This window comes from Microbispora bryophytorum (assembly GCF_043197435.1).
Taxonomy (GTDB): Bacteria; Actinomycetota; Actinomycetes; order Streptosporangiales; family Streptosporangiaceae; genus Microbispora; species Microbispora bryophytorum.
The window spans coordinates 435,242-454,167 of sequence record NZ_JBICTF010000001.1 but is presented as its reverse complement, the minus strand read 5'-3'; the positions used below and the strand labels follow the sequence as shown (position 1 = coordinate 454,167).

Below are 18,926 nucleotides of genomic sequence, written 5' to 3'. Positions count from 1 at the left end.
GGCGTCATCTCTCCAGCGTGTCGGAAGCGTGTGGATCGAGTGCCGGGACGTCGTGAGTGGCATCGGCGTCGTGAGTGGCATGGGCGCCGTCGAACGGCCCGGTCAGACCGAGCGTGGCGAGGGCTGTGAGGAGCGGCGCCGCGGCCCGGCGCAGCGCGGCCACCTCGTGACCGTCCGGAAACCGGTAGGCCGGATCGAGCAGGACCGTCACCCCGGGCGCGAGCCGTACCCCGTGCACGACGTCCGGGAGCGAGGCGTTGACGGGTGCGGCGTTCGAGGGCACGGGGTTCACTGGCACGGGGTTCACTGGCACGGCGTTCGAGGGCGCGGCGTTCGAGGGCGCGGCGTTCGAGGGCGCGGGGGTCACGGCCACGGGGTTCACGGGCACGGTCTTCCTGCGCGCGATGTCCCCGTCCGTGGTGTCGCTGTTCGCGGTCGCGAAGTGGCCGGAGTCCGCGGTGGCGGCGGTCGAGGCCGGGCGTGCCCAGAAGCGGTCGCGCGCCGCCGGCCGCGCCACGTCCGGTATGGCGGATGCGGTGCCGGTTTCCGGCATCGTGTCGCGCCAACCGGGCGCCGGAGGTGCCACGGTGTCCGGCGCGCCCGGAAGGTGGTGTGTGTCGCTCGCCGTGGCCGGGGCCGCCGGGCTGTGCGGAGAAGGCGGGACGAGCGGCCGGAGCGCCGGCTCCGCCGCCGACTCGGGTGGCGACTCGGGTGGCGGCGCGGGTGGCAGTCCGGTGAGCCCGGCGACGCGCTGGAGCATGGCGTCGGTCGCGCCCGTCAGCTCCGCCTGGATGGCGGCGATGGACAGGCCCTCCGCCTGACGGCGCTTGACGGCCACGAGCTGGAGCAGGTGGCGGCGGCCGTAGAGGGCCACCCGGCCGCGCCGGCCCAGCGGCGGGTCGAGCAGCCCGATCGTCGTGTACCAGCGGATGAGACGTTCGTTCGGCAACTCGCGGACCCTGCCATTGGCGCGCTGCTGAGGGCCGTCGACGCGTAGCTCGGGGCCGTTGGCCTGTTGCCGGGGGCCGTTGGCGCGCGACTCCGGGCCGCTGACGCATGGCTCCTGGCCCTTGACGCTGCCCGGCTCAGGACCGTCGTCGCGATCGTCCTTGGGCTCCTGCCCGTGGACGTGCCGCTCCTGGCTGAGCAGGTCTGCCGCCCGCTCCGCCAGCTCGCCGATCGTCCAGGTGTCGCTCATGCCTCCACAATGACACTGTCACAATGACACTGTCAATGTCGCCTTCGTCATGCGGCGCCATGGTTTTCGAAGAGTTCGTCTCGGCGAGGCACGGCGCTTGTCCCGCCGTTCACACGAGACGGGTCGACTGGTCGCCTCGATGTGTGCGGCGGACCGCCGGGGGACACGAAAGCGCGGGACGGCAGACAGCGGGAGACGCGGGAACGAGCGAACGGCCCGCCGGTGGGCGGACCGGCATGACCGGGGCAGGTCAAGGAGGCGGCCAGCGGTGCAGGGTATTTCCATCCGATCGGCGGCGCTCTCGGCGCTGCCGGGGGCGTTGTGGCGCTCGACGTTCGCACGGCCTAACGGCGGATGCGAGCCGAGCGGCGGGAGCGAGCCGTACGGGCAGGGGGATCCGGACGGCCCGTTCCCGGCGGACGTGCTGGGGGCCCTGCCGTACGGCTTCGCCGGCCGGATCGTGGCGCGGTCGGGAGAGCGGGCCGGGGGAGTGGCCTGGCACGCGGCGCCGGACGGCGGCGGATGCTTTCCGGACGGGGACGGCTGGATATACGTGTCCAACTGCGCGCTGCCGCTGCTGGGCGGCGTGACGGCGCTGCGGTTCGCCCCGGACGGGGCCCTGCGCAGCGGATATCGCATCCTGTCCGGCGCCGACCGCTGCGGGGCCGGCGTCGCGACACCGTGGCACACCTGGGTGTCGGGCGAGCGGACGCCGTACGGCCGGGTCTTCGAATGCGACCCGTACGGCCTGCGCGCCCCCATGCCCCGGCTCGCGATGGGGCTGTTCGCGCACGGCGGCGTGGCCTGCGATCCCGACCGGGGCGTCGTCTACCTCACCGAAGGGGAGGCGGACGGATGCCTGTACCGGTTCCGTCCGGACGACTGGGGCGATCTCACGACGGGCGTTCTTGAGGTGATGGCCGGCGACCCCGGCGAGGAGTCCGTGGCCTGGGAACGGGTGCCGATCCCGGCTCTTCGCGACCATGTTCCCCTGCGTGAGCAGGTGAAGGGTGCCAGGAAGTTCGCGGGCGGCGGTGACTGTCGCTATTCCGGCGGCCTGGTTTGCTTCGTCACCGAGGGCGACGGCCGCGTGTGGGCGTACGACGCCGCCCGCGAACGCCTGACGGTGCTGCATCGGACGGCCGGCGGTGCGGACGGCGGGCCGGCCGGCGGTGCGGACGGCGGGCCGGCCAGCGGTGCGGGCGGCGATGCGGCTGGCGATGCGTGCGGTGGGCCGGGCGGCGGGGCGGACGGTGAGATCACCCTCGTCGCGGGGGACCGGACGGTACCGTTCCTGCGCGTCACGGGCGGCTGGACCGTCGCGGGCTCCTCGATGTCACCGGCCGGCGACAGGCTCTACTTCTCCTGCCGTCCACCGCGGGATGCCCGGCCCGTCCCGGCCGCCGTGACCGTCGAGGTTCGCGGGCCGTTCCACGATCTGGTCCGGGTCTGATCCGGGCATGGCCCGTTAGGGGAGGCCTGTGCCGGTCCGAGGACGGCGCCGCGCCGCATTCTCCCAGTGCAGCTTTCCGGCGAGGGCTCTGGCGAGGCGTCCGGGTGGGGGAGGGGTCGTGTGGTGTGTGGTGGCGACCCGGCAGGCCGCAGCTGCCGGCGTACGAGGGCTGTCAGTCACAGGGGTCGTGCGGCACGGTGGCGGTGGCTCTCCTGCCGGCCGCGGCGACCGCCCTGAGCTGCGCCGTGGTGAGCGCGTAGCCGACGTCGGCCTTGTCCATGTTCACGGCGAAGACCATCCCCGCCACCCGATCTCCGTCCTCGATCAGTGGAGCGCCCGACATGCCGGGCGTGATGGCCGCACCCTGGAAGCGGTGGACCTGCCGCGAAACTCGGATGCGGTTGTATATGTCGTACGACTCGGCGGGCTGGTCCGCCCGCACCCTGGCGGACAGCGCGACCGGGACGGTCGCGCCCTTGCTGTAGCCGACGACCACGGCGGCGGTGATCGCGGCTTCTGTGAGCCGCAGCGGCCGGGCGGTCAGCCCGGGCACCCGCAGGACGGCGGCGTCGACCTCCGGGTCGAAGGCCACCACCCGTGCGGTGAACCGCTGCCCGTCGCCGAGGACGACTTCCAGGTCGCGGTCCACTCCTGCCACGGTATGCGCGTTGAGCATGACCCTCTCGGGTGCGTAGACGAATCCCGTCGCTTCCAGTCGTCTCCGGCAGGAGGAGGCGTAACCCCGGACCCGTACCACGCTGTGCGTGGCTTCGGATAGGGCCGTGGCTCGGGCCGTAGGAGCGGCGGGCGGCGCGAGCTCACGCGCGACCGCGCATCCCGCCGCGCTTCCTCCCACAAACACCGCCGCGCACACCGCGAGGGCGACCGCTTTCACGCTCTCCCGTCCCGTTCTCACCGTCCGCCGCACGATCCCAACACGGAGATCATGGTAGGGCCGCCCGGACGGACCCGGGAGGTCACAGGTCCCTGGCCCATATCTGATCGTTGACGGGGACGCCCGCCTCCTCGCCCGGGTGCTGCTCCATCAGTTCGAACCCCGCCGCCTGGTAGATCCGGCGGGCACTCGCGAGCGAGTCGCGGGTCCAGAGCATGATCCGCCGGTAGCCGGCCGTCGAGGCGAAGCGCAGGCACTCCTCGACCAGCCGCCCGCCGATGCCCCTGCCGCGCGCGGACGACTCGACCAGCAGCAGGCGGAGCTGGGCCGTCGTGTCGTCCTTGCGCACGCAGAAGATGCACCCCACCGGCTCGCCGCGCACCTCGGCGATCCAGCAGGCCTCCCCGCTGGGGTCGTGGTTCTCGACGTAGTCGGCGACGATCCGTGCGACCAGGGCCTCGAACGCGGCGCCCCAGCCGTACTCCTCGCTGTAGACGACCCCGTGCCGGTGCACCACCCAGCCGAGGTCGCCCGCCCGCGGGGGCCTGATCACGTACGGCTCGTGCCGCTCGACGGGCTGCAGCAGGCTCCGCACGGCGCCCATCGCGGAGACGAGTCGGCGGCGTTCGGGATCGGTCAGCTTCGACAGCAGGGTCTCGATCTCGCCGGCCGAGCGCCGGTCGAGCACGGCGAAGGTGTCGCGGCCCTTGGGGGTGAGCCGTACGACCTGGCGGCGGGCGTCCTCGGCCGACCGCTCCCGGGACACGAGCCCGTCGGTCTCGAACCTGGCGAGAATCCTGCTCAGGTAGCCGGGGTCGAGACCGAGCACGGCCCTGACGCCGGCGGCGTCCGCCGCCTCCGTGGTGCCGAGTTCGAACAACACCCGCGCCTCGGTCAGGGAGTAGGGGGTGTCGTGCATTCCCGCTCCGAGCACGCCGATGACGGACGTGTAGAAGCGGTTGAAGGCCCGGACTTCCGAAACGATGTCCATTTTCCTTTGCCTAACTCAAGGAAATGATTGACGGAGTCAAACATAGAACCACGGAGGGCCGTTGGGAAGACGCCTGTCCCGCGACGCGGGCGGTCTCGCCGTGCGAGACTGAGTTGGTCTGGTCGGCCGGGTGGCGTAGCCTCTCCTTTTGGTCTAGACCATTGAGATAGGCTCGGGCGGAATCGGTGCGGTGGAGCGCCGGGGTCCGCGTCGGGCCGGCCGCGCCATTCCGCGCGTAATCCCAGATGGAGGAAGAACCCGTCATGCGTATTGGAGTCCTGACCGGCGGCGGCGACTGCCCCGGGCTGAACGCGGTGATCCGCGGCGTCGTCCGCAAGGGCGTCGGCGTGTACGGGCACGAGTTCGTCGGGTTCCGGGACGGCTGGCGTGGCCCTCTGGAGGGCGACACCATGCCGCTCGACATCCAGGCCGTCCGTGGCATCCTGCCGCGTGGTGGCACGATCCTCGGCTCCTCCCGCACGAACCCGATCAAGATCGAGGGCGGCGTCGAGCGGATCAAGGAGAACCTCGCGGCGCAGGGCGTCGACGCGCTCATCGCCATCGGCGGTGAGGACACGCTGGGCGTGGCCAAGCAGCTGTTCGACCGCGGCGTGAAGGTCGTCGGCGTGCCCAAGACGATCGACAACGACCTCAACGCCACCGACTACACCTTCGGCTTCGACACCGCGGTCAACATCGCGATGGAGGCCATCGACCGGCTGCACACCACCGCGGAGTCGCACCACCGCGCGCTGATCTGCGAGGTCATGGGCCGTCACGCGGGCTGGATCGCGCTGCACGCGGGCATGGCCGCCGGCGCCAACGTCATCCTGATCCCGGAAAAGCCCTTCGACATCGAGAAGGTCTGCGCCTACGTCGAGTCGCGGTTCGAGACCCGCTACGCGCCGATCATCGTCGTCGCCGAGGGCGCCCACCCGCTTGAGGGCCAGATGGCGCTGCAGGCGGGCGAGCTGGACGCGTTCGGCCACGTGCGTCTCGGCGGCATCGGCGAGCTCCTCGCCAAGGAGATCGAGAAGCGCACCGGCAAGGAGGCCCGCACCACGGTCCTCGGCCACATCCAGCGCGGCGGCACCCCGACCGCCTACGACCGCGTGCTCGCGACCCGCTTCGGTCTCGGCGCGATCGACGCGGCGCACGAGGGCGACTTCGGCAAGATGGTCGCGCTGCGCGGCACCGACATCGTCCGCGTCGGCCTCGCCGACGCGACCGCCGAGCTCAAGACCGTGCCGCCCTCCCGCTACGAGGAGGCCGAGGTCTTCTTCGGCTGATCGGTCACGGGCCCGTCACCGCGGCCCGGGCACGATCCTGTACGGCTCCCGCGTCGCCCCGCGGGAGCCGTACGCATGCGTGGCCCCGAAGGGCGCCGGATGCACGCGCGAAAGCGTGACGATTGCCCGATCATGTGAGCGGAGGGCCCGGCCCTCCCGGCTCGCGATCAGGAGAGGGCGCCGCGATGGGCATCGAGGGACCGTTCTGGCGGGCGATCGGGGTCTTCCGCGTGGCGTCGCTCGCGTACGCCGCGCTGCTCGTGCTCAGGGCCGGCGGCTACGCCCGTCCCGCCGCGGCCTGGGCCGTCGTCGGGGTGATGGCCGTCTGGACGGTCGTCATGCTCGTCCCGCCTCCCGCCGCGCGGCGTGGGCCGCTGCTGGCCGCCGATCTCGTCGTCACGGCGGGATGCCTGCTGGCCACGCCGTACGCGCAAAGTAGCGGCGACATCCTGGACGGTGCGCTGCCGATCACGGCGACCTGGGTGGCCGGGCCCGTCCTGGCGTACGGCGTGGCGCGGGGACGCCGGGCCGGCGCCGTCGCCGCCGCGATCATGTCGGCGGCCGACCTGTGGCTGCGCAGCGGCCACGGGGTCGACCTCGCCTCGATCCCGGTGAACGGCGCCGTTCTCATGTTCATGGCCGGAGTCGTCGTCGGGCACGTCGCCCGGCTCGCGCGGGAGGCGGAGGAGCGCATGCGGCGCGCCGCGCGGATCGAGGCGGCGGGCCGCGAGCGGGAGCGGCTGGCCCGGGGCATCCACGACTCGGTGCTTCAGGTGCTGGCCCTGGTGCAGCGCAGGGGCGCGGAGATCGGCGGCGAGGCGGCCGAGCTGGGCAGACTCGCGGGGGAGCAGGAGGCGGCGCTGCGGGCGCTGGTGCAGGCCCCGCCGGTGGCGGAGGCGCCGGACCCTGCGCCACCGCCGGGCCTTCGCGGCCGGCTCAGGTCGCCGTCGCGGCCTCGCCGTCCCCTCGACGGCGCTGGATGTCCAGAAACGGGCCTCACGGGAACCGGCCCTGCGGAGCCCGAGGTCGATCTGCGTGACCTGCTCCGGCCGTACGGCACCTCCCGGGTGACCGTGTCCGCGCCCGCGACACCGCTGTCGTTGCCTGCCGAGAGCGCGCGGGAGGTGGCGGCGGCCGTCGGCGCGGCCCTCGACAACGTCGTGCGGCACTGTCCCGACGGCGCCCGCGCGTGGATACTCGCGGAGGAGGACGGCGGCGCGGTGGTCGTCACCGTGCGCGACGACGGGCCGGGCATCGCCGAGGGCCGGCTGGAGCAGGCGGCCCGCGAGGGGCGCATGGGCGTGGCCCGCTCGATCCGGGGCCGCGTGACCGACCTCGGCGGCACGGTGGCGATCACCTCGTCGCGGACGGGAACGGAGATCGAGCTGTCGGTCCCGGTGCGGGCGGACGAAGGAAGCGAGAGGCGGTCGTGAGCGGAGACGGACGGCTGCGCGCGGATGATGCCGCGCGCCGGGCCGCGGGCACAGAGCCCGAGGATGCGCGGGCTGAGGATGCGCGGGCTGAGGACGCGCGGGCCGAGGACGCGGGGGCGGCAGACGGCCGTGAACGCCCGCGGGTGCGGGTCATGGTGGTGGACGACCACCCGATGTGGCGGGAGGGGGTCGCCCGGGATCTGACCGAGGCCGGATACGACGTCGTCGCCGCCACCGGAGAGGGCCGTCAGGCGCTGCGCGTCGCGGCGGCGGTGCGGCCGGGCGTGGTCGTGCTCGACCTGCGGCTGCCGGACCTGCCGGGCGTGGAGGTGGCCCGGGGGCTGGGCGCGTCCGCTGCGCCGCCGCGCGTGCTGGTCCTGTCGGCCAGTGCCGAGGAGGCGGACGTGCTGGAGGCGGTCAAGGCGGGCGCCTCCGGATATCTCGTGAAATCGGCGAGCCGGGAGGAGTTCCTCGACGCGGTCCGGCGCACCGCCGAGGGCGACGCCGTCTTCACCCCCGGCCTGGCCGGGCTGGTGCTGGGGGAGTACCGCAGGCTGGCCCACCGGCCTGCCGGCCCGGGCCCGGACGCCGCGCAGGACGGCCCCCGGCTGACCGACCGGGAGACCGAGGTGCTGCGCATGGTCGCCAAGGGCCTGACGTACCGGCAGATCGCCGAACGTCTGGTGCTGTCGCATCGCACCGTGCAGAACCACGTGCAGAACACGCTGAGCAAGCTCCAGCTCCACAACCGGGTCGAGCTGGTCCGCTACGCGATAGACAAGGGCCTGGCCGAACTCGACTAGGCGGTAATCGTCTCTGTCGCGGCGACGGCATTACAGTGGGGAAGCCCGCATCGCTGTGACGCGTTGTCCTTGGCGTATGTCCCCTGGCCGCGCCCTTTCCCCGGCGTGACGGCCGTCCATGTCCGTCCGGAGGTTTCCACATATGACCATGACCGCCCTCGGAGAGCCCTCGGTGCTGCTCAAATTAGGCGAGGTGGTTCTCAAGGGCCGGAACCGCGAGATCTTCGAGATGCGCCTGCGGGCGAACATCAAGCACGCTCTCAAGGATCACCGGGTCGACATCCGCCAGCGGCACGGGGTGATCGCCCTGTTCCTGCCCTCGGGAACCGAGGTGGAGGAGGCCGAGGCGGTGGCGGCCCGCGTCGCCGACGTGCCCGGGATCGTGCTGGTCCACCTCGCGTGGCGGGTGCCGAAGGACCTGGACACGATCACCAAGGCCGCCATCGAGCTGATCAGGGACAGCGACGAGGTGGCCCGCAAGGCGCGCTTCGCCGTACGGGCGCGGCGTCGCGACAAGCGCTTCCCGCTGCGCTCCAACGAGCTGGACCGCATCGTCGGCGGGGCGATCAACGACACCTACGGGCTGCCCGTCGACCTGAGCAAGCCGGAACTGACCGTGCACATCGAGGTGGACAGGGATGAGGCGTTCCTGTTCACCGAGGGCCGCCCGGGCCAGGGCGGCCTGCCGGTCGGCTCCAGCGGCCGGGCGCTGGCGCTGCTGTCCGGCGGCATCGACTCCCCGGTCGCCGCCTACCGCATGATGCGCCGCGGCCTGCGGGTCGACTTCCTGCACTTCTCCGGCATCCCGTTCACCACGTCGGAGTCGATCTATAAGGCGTACGCGCTGGTGCGCAACCTGGACAAGTTCCAGGGCAAGTCGCGGCTGTGGGTGGTGCCGTTCGGCAAGGCGCAGCAGTCGATCAAGAACTCCGGCCAAGACCGGCTCGCGGTGATCGCGCAGCGGCGGCTGATGCTCAAGACGGCCGAGGAGGTCGCCCACCGCATCCACGCCGAGGCGCTGGTCACCGGTGACAGCCTCGGCCAGGTCTCCTCGCAGACCCTGGCCAACATCACGGCCCAGGACCACGCCGTGGACCTGCCGATCCTGCGCCCGCTGATCGGCCTGGACAAGACCGAGATCATGGCCGAGGCCCGCCGGATCGGAACGCTGGAGATCTCCGAGCTGCCGGACGAGGACTGCTGCACGCTGCTCGCGCCCCGGCAGGCCGAGACCCGAGCGAAGATCGAGGACCTCCAGCAGATCGAGCGGCGCCTCGACGCGGAGGATCTCGCCGCCCAGCTGGCCGACTCCATCCAGCCGTACAAGCTCGACGTCTGAGCCGGTGCCGGCCCCCGGGTGTCGCCCGGGGGCCGGTGGTTTCGAGTCGCGCGGGTCAGGCGAGGGCGGGCGCCGCGACCCCGGTGGGCGTGACGGCCGCCGTCCGGCCCAGCAGCGGGGGGAAGTCGCGCATGACCGTCGCGAGGTCGTCCAGGTCCCCGTTCACCAGGGCCTGCGGGCCGTCGCACAGGGCCTGCTCGGGGTGGGGGTGGACGTCGACGATCAGGCCGTCGGCCCCGACCGCGACGGCGGCCCGCGACAGCGGCAGCACGAGGTCGCGCCGGCCGCCGGAGTGCGACGGGTCCACGATCACCGGCAGGTGCGACAGCCGCTGCACGACCGGGACCGCCGAGATGTCGAGGGTGTTGCGGGTGGCGGGCTCGTAGGTGCGGATTCCCCGCTCGCACAGCACGATGTCGAGGTTGCCGCGCTGGGCGACGTACTCGGCCGCCATCAGCCACTCCTCGATGGTCGCCGTCATGCCCCGCTTCAGCATGACCGGCTTTCCCGCCGCGCCCACGGCCTGCAGCAGCGCGAAGTTCCCCGCGTTGCGGGTGCCGACCTGGAGCATGTCGGCGTACGACGCGACGAGCGCCACGTCGTGGGCGTCCACGACCTCGGTGACGATCGGCAGCCCGGTCTGCTCGCGTACGTCGGCCAGGATCCGCAGGCCCTTCTCGCCCAGTCCCTGGAAGGCGTACGGCGAGGTGCGCGGCTTGTAGGCGCCGCCGCGCAGCAGCGTCGCGCCCGCCGCCTTGGCCATCAGCGCGGCCTCCAGCGTCTGCTCCGGCGTCTCGACCGCGCACGGGCCCGCGATGAGGGTGACGGTGTCCGGCCCGATCGGCACGCCGCGCACGGTCACCGTGGAGCGTTGCGGATGGTTCTCCCTGCTCACGAGCTTGTACGGCGTGGAGACCCGCACGACGTCCGCGACGCCCGGCATGGCGCGCAGGTTCAGCGTGGCGAACTGCTCGACGTCGCCGACGAGGCCGACGATCGTGCGGTTCACGCCGCGGCTCGCGAACGCCTCCCCTCCGGCCGCGGCGACGAGGTCGGTGATCGCCTCGATGTCGTCCTGGGTGGCTTCGGGGGTCATGACGATGACCATGGTGACTCCTGTCGCTGTGAACGGTGCGGGTCCGGAAACGACGAAGGCCCCGGGTCCTGTGGACCCGGGGCCTTCGTTCGCCGTGGCTGTCAGCGCAGCGCATGGAGGCGATCGGTCCTCACGGGTCCGTCGCCATACCAAAACGACCAAGCGGTGCGCATGTGACGCAATATAGCGCATGCTTTCTTGATCATGCCGCACTCCGCGTCAGGGGGCCGGTGCGGTCGTCCTCGCGGCGGATGGCAGGATGGCCTGCGTGCCGGAGAATCCTGAGGAGGAGACGCGCCTGCCCCCGGGCCAGTACGTCCCACGCGGACGGCCTGTCGTCCACTACGGGCGGGTCCCGGCGTTCCGCCCTGGGACATGGCGTTTCCAGGTGTTCGGCGCGACGGCCTCGGGCCGGGTCCACGAGTTCTCGTGGGAGGAGTTCTCCGCGCTGCCCAGGACGACGGTCGTCGCGGACTTCCACTGCGTCACCAAGTTCTCCCTCATGGGCAACGAGTGGGGTGGCGTGTCCCCGTCGGTGCTGCTCGACCGCGTCCCCCCGGCGCCGGGCGTGCGCCACGTCATGGTCTGGGCCGAGTACGGCTACAGCGCGAACATGCGCATGTCCGACTTCGATCGCCCGGCCACGCTGTTCGCCACGCATCTCGGCGAGAACCCGCTGTCGCCCGAGGGCGGCCATCCCGTACGGATCGTGGTGCCGCACCTGTACGCCTGGAAGAGCGTGAAGTGGGTGCGTGCGGTCGAGTACCTGACCGAGGACCGGCGCGGCTTCTGGGAGGACCGCGGGTACCACAACGTGGCCGATCCCTGGAAGGAGCAGCGCTACTCATATCAGGAGGACCCGGGCGACGGCCCTCCCTGAGGCCGCCGAGCGGCTACGGTGTCCGGCGTGTCTTCAGCCGTCTGGGTCACGCTGTGCGCGCTCTGCGGGGTCTGCGGCGGCGCACTGGGTCGCGCCCTCGCCAGCCGCGGGCCGGCCCCCGGCGAACCGCCGGGAGAGTCGACGTTCCTCGCCCTGCGCGTCGCCGGGCTGGCGGCGGGCTCGCTGCGCGCGGGGCTCACCGGCGGCTCCGCCCGCCGCGCCGCCCGGCACCTGCGGACGTTGCTCGGCACCGCCGGTCTGGTGGTCGCCACGAGCGACCGCGTCCTGGCCAGGGACGGCACAGGTGTGCCGGCGGACGAGGTGGTCCTCGCCGAGGTGCGCGCGGCCATGGAGTGCGGCAGGCCCCGCCGCGCCCGCGCCGCGGGCGGCGACCGGTACGGGGTGGTCGTCCCCCTGACGGTGGAGGGGCGGGCGGTCGGCGCGCTCGCGGCGTACGACGCGCAGATCGGCGCCGCCCTGACGCGCACGGCGGCCGAGGTGGGCCGTTGGATGTCCGGCCAGCTCGAACTCGCCGAGCTCGACGCCTCCCGCAGGCGGACCCTGGAGGCGGAGGCGCGGGCGCTTCGGGCACAGATCTCGCCCCACTTCGTGTACAACTCGCTCACCACGATCGCCTCGTTCGTCCGGACCGATCCCGAGCGCGCCCGCGAGCTGCTGCTCGACTTCGCCGACTTCATCCGGTACGCGCTGCGCCGGGCGGCCGACTTCACCTCGCTCGCCGACGAGCTGAGCTGCGTCGACCGCTACCTGCTGCTGGAGCAGGCGAGGTTCGGCGACCGGCTGCGCTTCACCGTCCAGGTCGCGCCCGAGGTGCTGCGGGTCGACGTGCCCTTCCTGTGCCTGCAACCCCTCGTGGAGAACGCCATCAAGCACGGCATGCCGGGGGAGGTCCGGGTCGTGATCAGGGACGCCGGGCCGGAGGCGCACATCTGGGTCGAGGACGACGGCGTCGGCATGGACCCCGAGCATCTGCGGGCCGCGCTCGCCGAGGAGAGCAGCGGGATCGGGCTGAGCAACGTGGATCTGCGCATGCGCCACCTCTACGGCCCGGACTACGGGCTCATGGTCGAGACGGCGCCGGGCAAGGGGACCCGCATCCGGCTGCGCATCCCCAAGAGCCGCCCCCGGGCCGTCCCGGCTCATTAGCCGGATCACCGCGCCCAGGAGACGGCCGGGCCGGGCGCTCAGTTGGTCAGGAGCGGGAGCCGGAGGACGAACCGGGCACCGCGCGGGGAGTCCTCGACGCACAGGCTCCCCTGGTGCGCCACCGCGATCGCCCGGCACAGGGCCAGGCCGAGGCCGCTGCCGGTGGGATCGAGGCGCCGCCCCGCCTCCAGACGGGTGAAGGGTTCGAAGATGCGCTCCCTGTCCACCTCGTCGATGCCGTCGCCGTCGTCCAGCACGACCACCAGCGCCTGGGCCCCGGCGCGCTCGGCGCTCACGTCCACCTGACCGTTGGCGTGGCGCTGCGCGTTCACCAACAGGTTCGTCACGATGCTGGCCAGTTGCACGCGGTTGCCGAGGACCCGGACGTCCGGCTCGGTCCTGGCGCGCACCGGCACGTCCGTGGTGCGCGCCGCGGCCTCTGCGCGCACGAGCTCCCCGAGGTCGACGGGCTCGGACGAGCACGGCGTGTTGCGGAGCCGGGCGAAGGCGAGCAGCTCGTCCATGATCAGCTGCATGCGGTCGGCGGCGGGCAGCGCCCTGGCGATCGCCTCCCGCGCGTCGATCTCCGGGTAGAGCAGCGCCTCCTCCAGCCTGGTGCGCAGGCCGGTGAGCGGGGACTTGAGCTCGTGGGACACGATGGCGGCGAACTCCCGCTGCCGTGTGACCGCGCACTCCAGCCGGCTGAGCGTCTGGTTCGCGGCGCGGGCGAGCTGGGCGATCTCGTCCCGGCCGGGCGGCTGCGGCACCCGCAGGGACAGGTCGTTGGCGGTGATCTCCGACATCCGCTGCCGGATCGCGTTGATGGGGAGCAGGACGCGGCCCGTCGACCGCCAGGTCGTCAATGTCCAGAGGGCCGCCAGCAGCGTCGCGCCGGTGCCGGCGAGGAGCTCCAGCCGCTGCCCGCGCAGGGCGGGCGGCTGGTCCGTGCCGGCGTAGACGAAGTGGGGCTCGCCCTGCCAGAGCTCCCAGGACCGCAACGACGGGACCCGGCTGGCGGTGAGCATGACGCACTGATCGTTCTCGGGGCACTCGGTCACGTCCCGGAAGCGCTCTTTCTCTGTCGGCCTGACCGTGCTCAGCGGCCGATCGCCGGCCATGGGCCCGGCCGTCACCACCCGGCCCCGCGAGTCGACGAGCTGGACGAGCGGGACCCGCGCGGTCGGCGTCGGCGGCGGAACCTCTCCACGTTCCATCAGGCCCATCCACTCGGTGGCGACGTGACGCGTCTCCTTGAAGATCTCGCTCTCGATCCGGTGCCGCAGCAGCAGGCACAGGCCGGCCGCGCTCACGGCGGCGACGAGCACGGACACCGCCGCCACGGTAAGCGTCACGCGCGCCTGGATGGAGTGGGAGAAGGGAAGGAACATGGCCGGTCTGATGCTCATCAAAGTTCCTCGGTCGGCCTGGTCTCCTTGTCAACCGTAAGTAGTCGTAGCGGAGCAAATGCCATTTAGGCGGCTATGGACGAATAGGTCTACCCAGACTTGGCCCGAAGCTTGCCTCGGCGCTGACCGCATGATGGCGGAGAGTATCGGGAATGTTACCTACCGCTCGGTTACCCCTTGCGCGGAAGCCAGGGCACCCGGCACGGTGGACGCCATGCTGCGTGTGCTCGCGGTGGACGACGAGGTCCCCGCCCTGTCCGAGCTCGCCTTCCTGCTCCGGCAGGACGCCCGGGTGGAGCACGTGAGCACGGCGACCGACGGCGGCGCCGCGCTGCACGACATGGTCCAGATGATCGCCGACGGGGAGCGCCTCGACGGCGTCTTCCTGGACGTGCGCATGCCGGGCCTCGACGGCCTCGACCTGGCCCGGCTCATCGGCGGTTTCCCCGCGCCTCCCCGCCTGGTCTTCGTCAGCGCCCACGACTGCGCCGTCCAGGCGTTCGAGCTGGAGGCCGTCGACTACCTGCTCAAGCCCGTACGCCCGGAACGCCTGGCGGAGGCCGTACGCCGGCTCTCGGCCGCCGTCGCGCCTCCGGGCACAGAGGAGGACCTGGAGATGATCCCGGTCGAGCTCGGGGGCCGCACGAAGTTCGTGGCCCGGCAGGACGTGTGCTACGCCGAAGCCCACGGCGACTACGTACGCCTGCACACGGGCGACGCCATCTACCTCGTGCGGATGTCCCTCGCGGCGCTGGAACGCCGCTGGGCGGGCGCCGGGTTCGTCCGGGCCCACCGCAGCACCCTCGTCAACGCCCGGCACGTGAGCGAGCTGCGCTTCGACGCCGGGCGGGTGGTCCTGCAGGTGGGCGGCGAGACGCTGCCGGTGAGCAGGCGGCACACCCGGCAGGTGCGCGAGCAGCTCGTCCGCCAGTTCCGCCCCTGAGCCTCCACGCGTTCGCTTCGCACGTACGGCGCCTCAGTGGCGAGCCGGGGACACGGCCATGCCGCTCTCGAAGGCACGGGTCACCGCGCCTGCGGGTCGCCGGGGGAGCGTGTGCGCGCTTCTCGGTCCGAACGGCGCGGGCAAGACCACCGCCGTCCGCGTGCTGACCACGCCGGCGCGGCCGTCCTCCGGCCGCGCGGTCGTCGCCGGGGCCGACGTCGCGCGGCAGCCCGCCGAGGTGCGCCGCCGCATCGCTCGCGTGCGGCCTGGTCGCCGGATGGAGCTGGCACCGGGGGATCGCGACGCCCTGGCCGCCGTGGGCCTGCTCCTCCTGCTGCGCTTCGCGCTCATCTGGGTGGGGATCTACCTTGGGCTGGCGCTCACCCCGGCGGCGGCGAGCGCGGCCTGGCTGCCGCTGCTGCCGCTCACGATGCTGGCCAACACGTTCGTGTCCCCGGCGCTCCTGCCGGGCCCGCTCGGGACGATCGCGGAGTGGAACCCGCTGTCGGCGACGGTCGCCTCGTGCCGGATGCTGTTCGGCAACCCCGGATGGCAGGGCGATTCCTGGGCCGCCGAGCACGCCCTCGCCCTGGCGATCGGCTGGCCGCTGCTGATCGCGCTCGTCTTCCTGCCGCTGTCGGCCCGCCGCTACCGCCGCCTCGGTGGCTGAGCCGTGCATACGTCGCCGGGGCGTACGGCTGGGCCGGGGGCGGCTTCGCGCGCCCCGATCTACCGCTCGTCGTCTCCTGGAGCCCGCTCGTCGTGCGGGAGCGGGCCGCATGGCGCTAACTAGAGACCACTCGTCCGAACGGCCATCCACCCGCCCGACTACACCTCGTAGTCTTTCGCACGTCGCAAGACACGCGGGGTAATCACAAAGTGAGCAGGTTGTCACCGAGTGGCTACTAAGCGGGGCCCTACTCGGGGGGGAAGGGCCCCGCCTACGCGTATCGGGGGGGTGCGCGGCGATCCGGCCATACGGGGGCGCCGGATCGCCGCGAACGCCCCATCCTCGCTTTCCCCGCGAGGGCCGCCACTCCTGAACGCGGCCGGCAGACCCGCCGCGGCGGGCGGTGACCGGCGGCCCCGGGCACGCACGCCCCGAGCACGCCCCGAGCACGCCCCGAGCACGCGCAGGGCACGCGCAGGGCACGCGCAGGGCACGCACAGGGCACGCGCAGGGCACGCGCAGGGCACGCGCCGGTCAGGCGCCGCGCAGCTTCTTGAGCAGCTCGATGTCCTCGCGGTGCTTTTCCACCTTGCCGGGCGTCTCGATGCAGAGGGGCACCCCGGCGGCCGTGGGGTGACGCATCAGCTCGCCGAACGCCTGGGCGCCGATGTGCCCGGCCCCGATGTTCTCGTGCCGGTCCCGCTTGGAGCCGCAGAGGTCCTTCGAGTCGTTGGCGTGGATCAGCTTGAGCCGGCCCGGAGCGACGTCGTTCAGCGCGTCCATAGTCTCCTTCACCCCGCCCGGCGCGGCCAGGTCGTGCCCCGCCGCGAAGGCATGGCAGGTGTCGAGGCACACGCCCACCTTGGGGTGGTGGCCGAGGGCCTCCAGATAGGGACCGAGGTCCTGCACGGTCGCGCAGAGCATCTGGCCCTGGCCCGCCATCGGTTCGAGCAGCAGGTCGGGGCCGTCGTCGGGAAGCTCGTCCAGCACCGGCAGCAGGTGCTCGTGGATCTGGCGCATCGCGGCCTCGCGCGACTGGCTCACGGCCGAGCCGGTGTGGACGACCACGCCGAGCGCGCCGGTCTCGGCGCCCCTGCGCAGGGTGTGGCGGACCACCGCGATCGAGTTCTCCAGGGTCTCCGGCGTCGGCGACCCGAAGTTCACGAGATAGGCGGCGTGCAGGAAGACCGGCACGCCCGACTCGCGGAGCTTGGCGTCCTCGGCGGGGTTCCCCTCGCTGAGCGCCCAGCCCCGCGGGTTGGTGACGAAGACCTGGATCATCTCCGCGCCGATGTCGGCCGCGTACTTCAGCCCGCCCTTGGCGAGGCCGCCGGCGACGAAGACGTGCCCGCCGATGAGAGTGGAAGGAGTCATGATGCCCCCAGAGTATTGGCACAGGACATTGGCGCAGGCTGGTGCCGCCCCGTTCTGCCGCGGCTCCCTCCGCCGCAGCCCTCTTCGCCACGGACCTCCTCGCCACGGACCTCTTCGCCACGGACCTCTTCGCCACGGCGCCTTCTGCCGCGGCCCGGTGTGGCCTCTTCCCCCACGGCCTCTTGCACCACAGTCCCTTTGTCACAGTCCCTTTGTCACAACGTACAAAGAGACCGTCGGAGCGGGGCGCCCGGTTCGGACTTCGCGCCGCTGGAATCGCACCGGGCCCGGCGGTTGACTGACGGGCATGCGCGAACTCGGCCCGGAGGACCTGCGGTCCTGCTGCGCCTCCGCCAGGTGGCTGGAGGCGGTCGCCGCGCGCGGGCCGTTCCGCGATCTCGACGGGCTCCGCCGCGCGAGCGAGACGGCCGTCGCGGCGCTGACCTGGGACGACGTGCTGGAGGCGCTGGCGGCGCACCCGAGGATCGGCGAGCGGCCCGACGGCGCGGGACGCGAGGCCGCGTGGTCGCGGTCCGAGCAGTCCGGGACCGCGGACGCCGGCCGGGAGACGCTCGGCGCGCTGCGCGAGGGCAACGCCGCCTACGAGAGCCGGTTCGGTCACGTCTACCTGGTCTGCGCGACGGGCCGGGAGGCCGGCGAACTGCTGGCGCTGCTGCGCGACCGGCTCGGCAACGACGAGGAGACCGAGCGCGAGGTCGTCAGGGACGAACTGTCGAAGATCGTCGCGGTACGGCTGGGCAAGCTCTGGGAGGGCCGGTGAGTCTCTCGACGCACGTGCTCGACACCGCCGCCGGGCGCCCGGCCAAGGACCTGTTCGTACGGCTGTCGCGGCGCGCCGCGCACGGGTTCGTGCCGGTCGCCGAGGGCCGCACCGACGGCGACGGTCGCATCCGGGAGTGGACGCCGCTGGGCCGGGAGTGGAACCCGGCCGAGGATCCGCGCCCGGGGACCTACCGGCTCGTGTTCGACACCGGCGCCTACCTGGGGGACGAGGCGTTCTTCCCCGAGGTGAGCGTCGTGTTCGTCATCCGGGAGGCCGGCGAGCACCACCACGTGCCGCTGCTGCTGAGCCCGTTCGCCTACTCGACCTACCGGGGGAGCTGACGTGGCCGTTCTGGGGCCGAACAGGTACGGCAAGGCCGAGACGAGGGTCGTGCGGGTGACCCGGCACGGCGACGCCCACCGGATCAAGGACCTCACGGTCAGCACGTCGCTGTCGGGCGACATGGCCGAGGTGCACCTGAGCGGGGACAATTCCGCCGTCCTGCCCACCGACACGCAGAAGAACACGGTCTTCGCGTTCGCCAAGAAGCACGGCGTCGGGGCGATCGAGGACTTCGCGCTGCTGCTGGCGCGCCATTTCGCGGACTCCCAGCCCGCGATCCACCACGCGAGGGTCGCCGTCGACGAGCACGCCTGGGAGCGCAACGGCGCGTTCGGGCACTCGTTCGTCCGCTCGGGCCGGGAGGTCCGCACCTGCGTGGCCCACCACGACGGGACGCGGTCGTGGGTGGTGTCCGGGCTGCGCGACCTCGTCGTGCTCAACACGACCAACTCCGAGTTCTGGGGCTTCGCCAGGGACGAGTACACGACGCTGCCGGAGACCCGCGACCGCGTCCTCGCCACCGCTGTGAACGCGGCGTGGCGGCACGCGGAGGCCCCCCAGGACTGGGACAAGACCTACGAGAACGCGCGGGGCGCCCTGCTCGCCGCCTTCGCCGACACCTACAGCCTGTCCCTGCAGCAGACCCTGTACGCCATGGGCACGCGGGTGCTGGCCGAGTGCCCGGGGGTCTGCGAGGTGCGGCTGTCGCTGCCGAACAAGCACCACTTCCTGGTGGACCTCGCGCCCTTCGGGCTGGACAACGACGGTGAGGTCTTCTTCGCCGCCGACCGGCCGTACGGGCTGATCGAGGGCACGGTGCTGCGTGAGGACGCGCCCGCCGCCGGCCCGGCCTGGGAGTAGCC

At 72.6% G+C, this 18,926-nt stretch carries 18 protein-coding genes; 12 read left to right on the top strand and 6 right to left on the bottom strand.

All coding sequences use genetic code 11. From position 1 onward, the window contains the following. Nucleotides 1-4 precede the first annotated feature (4 nt). The gene (locus ACGFIB_RS02080) at nt 5-1,198 is read right to left on the bottom strand and encodes a MerR family transcriptional regulator (RefSeq protein WP_393367877.1); all 1,194 of its coding nucleotides are present in this window, start codon (nt 1,196-1,198) and stop codon (nt 5-7) included. A gap of 268 nt (nt 1,199-1,466) precedes the next feature. On the opposite strand from ACGFIB_RS02080, the gene ACGFIB_RS02075 reads away from it, so the two are divergent. Continuing rightward, nucleotides 1,467-2,651, top strand: coding sequence for an alkaline phosphatase PhoX (locus ACGFIB_RS02075; protein ID WP_393367875.1), 1,185 nt, complete (start codon nt 1,467-1,469; stop codon nt 2,649-2,651). A 172-nt stretch (nt 2,652-2,823) separates the two neighbouring features. Here the strand turns inward: ACGFIB_RS02075 and ACGFIB_RS02070 are convergent, their stop codons facing one another. Further along, the gene (locus ACGFIB_RS02070; protein ID WP_393368437.1) at nt 2,824-3,408 is read right to left on the bottom strand and encodes a trypsin-like peptidase domain-containing protein; all 585 of its coding nucleotides are present in this window, start codon (nt 3,406-3,408) and stop codon (nt 2,824-2,826) included. 220 nt (nt 3,409-3,628) lie between these two features. After that, complete coding sequence (locus tag ACGFIB_RS02065; protein ID WP_393367873.1) at nt 3,629-4,537, bottom strand: bifunctional helix-turn-helix transcriptional regulator/GNAT family N-acetyltransferase; 909 nt, start codon at nt 4,535-4,537, stop codon at nt 3,629-3,631. Between the two features lie 263 nt (nt 4,538-4,800). Here ACGFIB_RS02065 and ACGFIB_RS02060 point away from each other — a divergent pair, with 263 nt between their 5' ends. The 4 genes from ACGFIB_RS02060 to thiI all read left to right on the top strand — a co-directional run bounded on the left by ACGFIB_RS02060 (nt 4,801) and on the right by thiI (nt 9,401). Then, nucleotides 4,801-5,826, top strand: a complete 1,026-nt coding sequence (locus ACGFIB_RS02060; RefSeq protein WP_357239984.1) for a 6-phosphofructokinase — start codon at nt 4,801-4,803, stop codon at nt 5,824-5,826. Nucleotides 5,827-6,011: 185 nt separating this feature from the next. Then, the gene (gene macS / locus ACGFIB_RS02055) at nt 6,012-7,259 is read left to right on the top strand and encodes a MacS family sensor histidine kinase (RefSeq protein ID WP_393367870.1); all 1,248 of its coding nucleotides are present in this window, start codon (nt 6,012-6,014) and stop codon (nt 7,257-7,259) included. A gap of 152 nt (nt 7,260-7,411) precedes the next feature. Next, nucleotides 7,412-8,062 carry a response regulator gene (locus tag ACGFIB_RS02050; RefSeq protein WP_393368435.1) on the top strand — a complete coding sequence of 217 codons (651 nt, stop codon included), beginning with the start codon at nt 7,412-7,414 and terminating at the stop codon, nt 8,060-8,062. Nucleotides 8,063-8,204: 142 nt separating this feature from the next. Beyond that, nucleotides 8,205-9,401 carry a tRNA uracil 4-sulfurtransferase ThiI gene (thiI, locus tag ACGFIB_RS02045; protein ID WP_142568471.1) on the top strand — a complete coding sequence of 399 codons (1,197 nt, stop codon included), beginning with the start codon at nt 8,205-8,207 and terminating at the stop codon, nt 9,399-9,401. A gap of 55 nt (nt 9,402-9,456) precedes the next feature. Here thiI and aroF read toward each other — a convergent pair whose 3' ends face one another. Further along, entirely contained in the window at nt 9,457-10,509 is a 1,053-nt protein-coding gene (aroF, locus tag ACGFIB_RS02040) for a 3-deoxy-7-phosphoheptulonate synthase (protein WP_142568472.1), read from the bottom strand. 247 nt (nt 10,510-10,756) lie between these two features. Here aroF and ACGFIB_RS02035 point away from each other — a divergent pair, with 247 nt between their 5' ends. Both ACGFIB_RS02035 and ACGFIB_RS02030 read left to right on the top strand, forming a co-directional pair. Continuing rightward, nucleotides 10,757-11,377, top strand: coding sequence for a molybdopterin-dependent oxidoreductase (locus ACGFIB_RS02035; protein WP_142568473.1), 621 nt, complete (start codon nt 10,757-10,759; stop codon nt 11,375-11,377). Nucleotides 11,378-11,404: 27 nt separating this feature from the next. After that, nucleotides 11,405-12,544, top strand: coding sequence for a sensor histidine kinase (locus ACGFIB_RS02030; RefSeq protein WP_357239991.1), 1,140 nt, complete (start codon nt 11,405-11,407; stop codon nt 12,542-12,544). A 38-nt stretch (nt 12,545-12,582) separates the two neighbouring features. Here the strand turns inward: ACGFIB_RS02030 and ACGFIB_RS02025 are convergent, their stop codons facing one another. Continuing rightward, nucleotides 12,583-13,950, bottom strand: a complete 1,368-nt coding sequence (locus ACGFIB_RS02025) for a sensor histidine kinase (RefSeq protein WP_393367867.1) — start codon at nt 13,948-13,950, stop codon at nt 12,583-12,585. Nucleotides 13,951-14,164: 214 nt separating this feature from the next. Here ACGFIB_RS02025 and ACGFIB_RS02020 point away from each other — a divergent pair, with 214 nt between their 5' ends. Together ACGFIB_RS02020 and ACGFIB_RS02015 are read left to right on the top strand one after the other, a co-directional pair. Continuing rightward, nucleotides 14,165-14,893 carry a LytR/AlgR family response regulator transcription factor gene (locus tag ACGFIB_RS02020; protein ID WP_142568476.1) on the top strand — a complete coding sequence of 243 codons (729 nt, stop codon included), beginning with the start codon at nt 14,165-14,167 and terminating at the stop codon, nt 14,891-14,893. A 58-nt stretch (nt 14,894-14,951) separates the two neighbouring features. Beyond that, nucleotides 14,952-15,563, top strand: coding sequence for an ATP-binding cassette domain-containing protein (locus ACGFIB_RS02015; protein WP_357257917.1), 612 nt, complete (start codon nt 14,952-14,954; stop codon nt 15,561-15,563). Between the two features lie 534 nt (nt 15,564-16,097). Here ACGFIB_RS02015 and ACGFIB_RS02010 read toward each other — a convergent pair. Beyond that, nucleotides 16,098-16,937, bottom strand: coding sequence for a deoxyribonuclease IV (locus ACGFIB_RS02010; RefSeq protein ID WP_142568477.1), 840 nt, complete (start codon nt 16,935-16,937; stop codon nt 16,098-16,100). Between the two features lie 307 nt (nt 16,938-17,244). Between ACGFIB_RS02010 and uraD the strand changes: the two genes are divergently transcribed. The 3 genes from uraD to pucL are packed head-to-tail and all read left to right on the top strand — an operon-like array spanning nt 17,245 to nt 18,924. Next, nucleotides 17,245-17,718 (top strand): 2-oxo-4-hydroxy-4-carboxy-5-ureidoimidazoline decarboxylase, encoded by a 474-nt coding sequence (gene uraD / locus ACGFIB_RS02005; RefSeq protein ID WP_142568478.1) that lies wholly within the window; start codon nt 17,245-17,247, stop codon nt 17,716-17,718. Continuing rightward, on the top strand, nt 17,715-18,062 hold the full coding sequence (gene uraH / locus ACGFIB_RS02000) for a hydroxyisourate hydrolase (protein WP_357019637.1): 348 nt from the start codon (nt 17,715-17,717) through the stop codon (nt 18,060-18,062). Before uraD ends, uraH begins: the two co-directional genes overlap by 4 nt. A gap of 1 nt (nt 18,063) precedes the next feature. Further along, nucleotides 18,064-18,924 carry a factor-independent urate hydroxylase gene (pucL, locus tag ACGFIB_RS01995; RefSeq protein ID WP_393367864.1) on the top strand — a complete coding sequence of 287 codons (861 nt, stop codon included), beginning with the start codon at nt 18,064-18,066 and terminating at the stop codon, nt 18,922-18,924. Nucleotides 18,925-18,926 lie beyond the last annotated feature (2 nt).